This window comes from Vulcaniibacterium thermophilum (assembly GCF_007923255.1).
GTDB lineage: Bacteria > Pseudomonadota > Gammaproteobacteria > Xanthomonadales > Xanthomonadaceae > Lysobacter_F > Lysobacter_F thermophilum.
Genome location: NZ_VOHJ01000064.1, coordinates 1 through 6,278, shown reverse-complemented (window position 1 = coordinate 6,278; position 6,278 = coordinate 1). Strand labels below are relative to the sequence as shown.

Here is a 6,278-nt window from a genome sequence, read left to right as displayed (position 1 = left end):
CGGCAGCGGGGCGGGCACTTCGCGCTCGGCGATCCGCGGCTCGCGCGCGCGCAGCTCGGGGGCGCCGAGCTCGGGCTGGGGCGGCGTGCGCCGCACCGGCTGCACCGGCTCGGCGACCTCCGCCGCGCGCAGCGGCACGTCCGGCGCCGCCAGCTCGGGCGTGCGCACCGGCTCGGGGCGGCGTCGCGTCGGCGGCAACGTGAACACGGTCGGCGCCGACGGCGTGGGCTCGCTGACGGTCACCGGCTGCTCCGCCTCGGCGGGGCGGATCTGCGGTTCGGGGACGTCGCGCTGGGGGATGTCGGGAACCGGCGCGTCGACGGCCGGCGCCTCGATGCGGGCCTGCGGCATCGGCGTCGCCGTGGCCTCGGGCGTGCGTTCGCGCCCGGCCTCGGGTTGCCGCGCGGGCGACTGGGCCGCGCGGGCCGCCTGCGGACCGCCGCCGCCTTCGCGCGCGCCGCGCCCGATGTACTCCACCCGCACCACCTGCTCGCCCGCGCTCGCAGGCTCGGGCGGCATGCCCAGGTACTGGAAGATCAGCAGCCACACCAGCAGCAGCGCGAGCGCGAGATGCCAGGCGGCGGTGAGCGCGACCGCGACGCGCCGGAGGCGTCGCTCGTCGGGCGCCGGCGGATGCCACTGCTGGCGCCACAGCGCGTTGAAGGCCTGCCAGCGCGTCAGCGCCTGGTCGGCGCGCGGCGGACGGGCGAGCGGCCGCTGCGCCAGAACGTCGACGATGTCCTGCGCCAGCGCGCCGACCACCCGCCCCGGCCGTTCCGCGAGCGAGGCGAGCCACGTCGCCCAGCCCGGCGGGAACTCGCCCGGCGGACGCTCCGCGCCGCGCCTCAGGCGCAGACGGGAGCGTCGGTGAAGGGCGTCGATGAGGTCGGCGGCGGTGAACATCGACGCCGGGCCGGCCTCATGCCGCCGAATCGCGGCGGATGTAGGGCGCGGCGCCGGTGGCGTGGTCGGTGGCGTCGCGCACCGCGGTCACGCCGGGGACGCGCTGCAGCAGGGTCTTCTCGATGCCCTGCTTGAGCGTCACGTCGGCCATCCCGCAACCGTGGCAGCCGCCGCCGAAACGCAGCACGACCACGCCGTCGGCGGTCACTTCCTGCACGCTGACGTGGCCGCGGTGGCTGGCCAGTTGCGGGTTGATCTCGTGTTCCACCACCCAACGCACGCGCTCCACCAGCGACGCCGACTCGGCCGGCGCCTCACCGCGGATCTTCGGCGCGCGGATCTGCAACTGCCCCCCGGTGGCGCGGGTTTCGTAGTCGATCAGCGCGCCGTCCAGCCAGCGCACGCTCGCGGCGTCGAGCCACAACGTGAAGCCTTCGCAGTCGACCGCCCATTCGTCGCCCTGCAGGTCGCCCGGTTCGGCGAACTCCAGGCGCACGTCGGCGCGCGGGGTGCCCGGATGCAGTGCCGACAGGCGCACGCCGAGCCCCGGCAGGGCCTCGCGCTCGATCAGCTTGCGGAAGTGCCGCTGCGCGGATTCGGAAATCTCGATCATGGGGCTATTCTAGCCGCCGGCCCGGTCCGCGACCGCCGCGTCCACGCGTTGGCGACGGCCGACATGCTTCCGTTCATTTCTTGTGCTCGCCGCCATGAACGACCTGATTCCCCTCGCCCAGGCCCACTGCACGCCGCGCCGCGGCGCCGAGCACCGCCTGACCGAAGCGCGCGTGCGCGAGCTGTTGCCGCAGGTGCCCGGCTGGACGCTGGCCGAGGACGGACGCGCGCTGGTGAAGACCTTCCCGTTCAAGGACTACTACCAGACGATGGCGTTCGTGAACGCGTTGGCCTATGTCGCGCACCGCGAGGACCATCACCCCGACCTCAGCGTGCATTACGACCGCTGCGTGGTGCGCTTCTCCACGCACGACGTCGGCGGGCTGAGCGAGAACGATTTCATCTGCGCGGCGAAGACCGATGCGCTCGTTCCCTGACCGTGCCCTGCCGCCCGCCGCGCTCCTCGCGCTCGCGCTGACCGCCTGCGGCGATCGCGCGGGCCCCGCGCAGCCCCCCGCGCCGCGCCCGACGCCGCCCGTGGCGGTCGAGACGCCGCCGCCCGATTATCCCGAGACGCTCGCCTGCGACGGCATCGGCGGACGCGTGGTGTTGGCGGTGACCATCGGCACCGACGGCCGTCCGAGCGAGATCGTCGTCAAGCAGCGCAGCGGCCAGCCTGCGCTCGACGAGGCGGCCACCGCCGCGGTGCGCGGCTGGGTGTTCCGTCCCGCGACGGCCGCGGGCAAGCCCACCTCGACCACGATCCAGGTCCCGGTGAATTTCACCCCGCCGCAGCCGCGGCCGGATTTCTGCTTCGTGCTCGACGAGGAGCGCAAGCGCGCGGGCGGTTGAGCGGTCGTGGCGTTCGACCGCGGATCTGTGCGGATGAACGGATCGGGAGCGCTCCCGTAGGGCGGGTCTCGACCCGCCGCCGAATGCGCCGCCGGCGTGGCGGGTTGAAACCCGCCCTACCACCCTCGGTCACGGTGCGGACGGATCCGCGTTCCGTCACGAACGCCGGTAGGGCGGGTCTTGACCCGCCGCCGAATGCAACCGACGGCGTGGCGGGTTGAACCCCGCCCTACCCCCCTCGGTTGCGGTGCGCGAGCTCCGTTCACCCCAACCGGTTCAGCGGCGTAGGTTGGGCTGAGCCGAAGGCGAAGCCAACGTCCCACGCGGCACGACACGGACGGGCGATGCGATGTTGGGCTTCGCTGCGCTCAGCCCAACCTACGGAAGCGGCTTGCGCGCCGGTAGGGCGGGTCTCGACCCGCCGCCGAATGCGCCGCCGGCGTGGCGGGTTGAAACCCGCCCTACCACCCTCGGTCACGGTGCGGACGGATCCGCGTTCCGTCACGAACGCCGGTAGGGCGGGTCTTGACCCGCCGCCGAATGCAACCGACGGCGTGGCGGGTTGAAACCCGCCCTACCACCCTCGGTCACGGTGCGGGGGCTCCATTCACCCCAACCGGTTCAGCACGTCCGCCAGCTCGTCCGGCAACGGTGCATTGAGCAGGTACGGCGTGCGGCCGCCGTCGAGCGCGAACTCGAGCGTCGAGGCGTGCAGGAACAGCCGCTTGAGCCCGGCCTGCTGGCGCAGGCGGCGGTTGACCTCGGGATCGCCGTACTTGTCGTCGCCGGCAACCGGATGGCCGATGTGCTGCGCGTGGACGCGGATCTGGTGGGTGCGGCCGGTCTCGATCCGCACCTCGCAGAACGAGTGCCCGCCGCGCCGCTCGATCGCCTTGAAGTGGCTGAGCGAAGGCTTGCCGTCCGGATGCACCTGCACGTGGCGTTCGCCGCCCTGGCGCAGGCCGATGTGCAGCGGTGCGTCCACCGTCATCGTGCCGTCGGGCATGCGGCCGACCAGCAGCGTGAGGTAGCGCTTGGCGATGCCGCCCTCCTCGCGCATCAGCGCCTGCAGCTCGGTCAGCGCCGAGCGCTTCTTGGCGAGGATCAGCAGCCCCGAGGTGTCGCGGTCCAGGCGATGCACCAGCTCGAGCGTCTGTCCCGGTCGCAGCGCGCGCATCGCCTCGATCGCGCCGAAGCTGACGCCGCTGCCGCCGTGCGCGGCCAGCCCCGAGGGCTTGTCGAGCGCGAGCAGGCGGGCGTCCTCGAACACCACCGCGCGCTCCAGCGCCTCCAGCAGCCCCTTGGGTGGCGCGCCGCGTTCGACGGCCTCGGCGAGCCGCAGCGGCGGCAGGCGCACTTCGTCGCCGGCGGCGAGCTTGCGCTCCGCCTTGGCGCGGCCGCCGTTGACCCGCACCTGCCCGGAGCGCACCAGCTTGTAGACCAGCGAACGCGGCGCGCCCTTGAGCTGGCCGAGCAGGAAGTTGTCCAGGCGCTGGCCGTCGCGGTCCTCCGGCACGCGGACGATGCGGGCGGAGGCCGCGCCGGAACGGTCGGCCGCGGGTCGGTCGGATTCGGTCATCGGTCGGCGTTATCTGTTACACTCGCGATGCGAGATAAGGTTTTGATTTCGCAGGGGAGTTTGCTTGCGACGGCCACCGCACCCGGCGGCGGTCGCAGCGACCGGGCCGAAAGCCCGCTCCCGCGATTCCGGCCTGCGCCACACCGCTGCCCTCGGGGCACCGATGTTACCAGCGCCGCCCGGTCAGGCCCGCCTCGCCTGGCGAATCGATCCGCCAGCGCTGAACAAACCGGCGGCGTGAAGGGCAGCCGACGCGCCTCCAAGAGCCCCGTGCGACGTTCGCGTCGCCGGCATACGACATCAGGAATGCAACAAGCGCTCCCGCGGCTCGCCGTGGTGTGATGCGCTGGAAATTGAGGGCCGCGCGGGCGCTTGCGCCGGGCGCGGACCAGTGTCCAGAGGGCGAAACGCCACGGCGTTGCGCGTGCGAAGGCGCGCGAGGACGCCACACAATGAAGCGAATGCTGATCAACGCGACCCAGCCGGAAGAGCTGCGCGTCGCCATCGTCGACGGTCAGACCCTGTACGACATCGACATCGAACAGCCGTCGAAGGAACAGAAGAAGTCCAACATCTACAAGGGCAAGATCACCCGCCTCGAACCGTCCCTCGAGGCCGCGTTCGTCGATTACGGCGCCGAACGCCACGGCTTCCTGCCGCTGAAGGAGATCTCGCGCGACTACTTCCTCGCCGGCGTCGATCCGAACAAGGCGACCATCCGCGAGCTGCTGAAGGAAGGCCAGGAGGTCGTCGTCCAGGTGGACAAGGAGGAGCGCGGCAACAAGGGCGCCGCGCTGACCACCTTCATCTCGCTGGCCGGCCGCTACATGGTGCTGATGCCGAACTCGCCGACCGCGGGCGGCGTCTCGCGCCGGATCGAGGGCGACGACCGCGCCGCGCTCAAGGAAGCGCTCGACAAGCTGACGATCCCGGAGGACATGGGCGTGATCATCCGCACCGCCGGCGTCGGCCGCGATGCGGAAGAGCTGCAGTGGGACCTCGACTACCTGGTGCAGGTCTGGAAGGCGATCGCCGAGGCGGCGCTGAGCAAGCCGGCGCCGTTCCTGATCTACCAGGAGAGCCGGCTGATCGTGCGCGCGCTGCGCGACTACATGCGCCCGGACATCGGCGAGATCCTGGTCGACACCGACGAGATGTACCAGGAGGCGCGCGAGTTCATCGAGCAGGTCATGCCGCACAACCTGCGCAAGCTCAAGCGCTACACCGACGACACGCCGCTGTTCAACCGCTTCCAGATCGAATCGCAGATCGAGAACGCCTACGAGCGCATGGTGCGGCTGCCGTCGGGCGGCTCGCTGGTGATCGACCAGACCGAGGCGCTGACCGCGATCGACGTCAACTCGGCGCGCGCCACCAAGGGCGGCGACATCGAGGAGACCGCGTTCAACACCAACCTCGAAGCGGCCGAGGAAGTCGCCCGCCAGATGCGCCTGCGCGACCTCGGCGGCCTGGTGGTGATCGACTTCATCGACATGTCCAGCAACAAGCATCAGCGCGAGGTCGAGAACCGGCTGGCGCAGGCGCTCAAGCACGACCGCGCGCGCGTGCAGATCGGCCGCATCTCGCGTTTCGGCCTGCTGGAACTGTCGCGCCAGCGGCTGCGCCCGAGCTTGGGCGAGTCCAGCCAGATGGTCTGCCCGCGCTGCGAGGGCCACGGCCGCGTGCGCAGCGTCGAGTCGCTGTCGCTGTCGATCCTGCGCCTTGCCGAAGAGCACGCGATGAAGGAGAACACCGGCCAGGTGCTGGTGCAGGCGCCGGTGGAGATCGCGAGCTTCCTGCTCAACGAGAAGCGCCGCGCGCTGATGCAGATCGAGCAGCGCCACGACGCGCCGATCGTGATCGTCGCCGATCCGAACCTCGAGATCCCGCACTACGAGGTCACCCGCATCCGCGAGAACGAGCTGGCCGAAGAAGCCGCCAAGCCGAGCTACCAGCGCGGCACGCAGCGCAAGCTGCCGACCTACGCGCTGACCAAGTCGAACCTCAACATCCCGCAGGCCCCGGCGGTCACGCACGTCAAGCCGGCGCAGCCGGCGCCGCTGCGCGAGGAGCGTCCTGAGCCCGTGCCGGCGGCACCCGCACCGGCGCCCGCACCGGTCGCCACGCCGACGCACTCCGGCGGCCTGGTCGAACGCATCCTGCGCTTCTTCCGCGGCGCGCAGCCGGCCGCGCCCGCCGCGGCGGCGCAGCCGGCGCCGGAGCGCGAAACCCCGCGCGATGCGCGCGGCAACGGCCGCGACCGCGGTAAGGGCGGGCGCGATCGGCGCGACGAGCGCCGCGCCCAGCAGGCGCAGGCACCGCAGGCCCAGCG

Annotated in this window: 5 protein-coding genes and 1 pseudogene; 3 read left to right on the top strand and 3 right to left on the bottom strand. The window is 72.1% G+C overall.

Annotation, left to right across the window (positions count from 1 at the left end):
• Positions 1–903, bottom strand: a pseudogene (locus FQY64_RS14435) (hypothetical protein); the annotation flags it as partial.
• A 16-nt stretch (positions 904–919) separates the two neighbouring features.
• The gene (locus tag FQY64_RS14430; RefSeq protein WP_146475416.1) at positions 920–1,516 is read right to left on the bottom strand and encodes an NfuA family Fe-S biogenesis protein; all 597 of its coding nucleotides are present in this window, start codon (positions 1,514–1,516) and stop codon (positions 920–922) included.
• 94 nt (positions 1,517–1,610) lie between these two features.
• Here FQY64_RS14430 and FQY64_RS14425 point away from each other — a divergent pair, with 94 nt between their 5' ends.
• A complete protein-coding gene (locus FQY64_RS14425; RefSeq protein ID WP_146475414.1) occupies positions 1,611–1,952 on the top strand; it encodes a 4a-hydroxytetrahydrobiopterin dehydratase in 342 nt (113 codons plus the stop codon).
• Positions 1,936–2,367: an energy transducer TonB gene (locus FQY64_RS14420; protein ID WP_146475412.1), complete on the top strand. Its 432-nt coding sequence runs from the start codon at positions 1,936–1,938 to the stop codon at positions 2,365–2,367. The genes FQY64_RS14425 and FQY64_RS14420 overlap by 17 nt, the downstream gene beginning before the upstream one ends.
• A gap of 607 nt (positions 2,368–2,974) precedes the next feature.
• Here FQY64_RS14420 and FQY64_RS14415 read toward each other — a convergent pair.
• On the bottom strand, positions 2,975–3,946 hold the full coding sequence (locus tag FQY64_RS14415) for an RluA family pseudouridine synthase (protein ID WP_146475410.1): 972 nt from the start codon (positions 3,944–3,946) through the stop codon (positions 2,975–2,977).
• 452 nt (positions 3,947–4,398) lie between these two features.
• Here FQY64_RS14415 and FQY64_RS14410 point away from each other — a divergent pair.
• Positions 4,399–6,278: Rne/Rng family ribonuclease (locus tag FQY64_RS14410; protein WP_146475408.1), on the top strand; the 1,880-nt coding region annotated here is incomplete at its 3' end.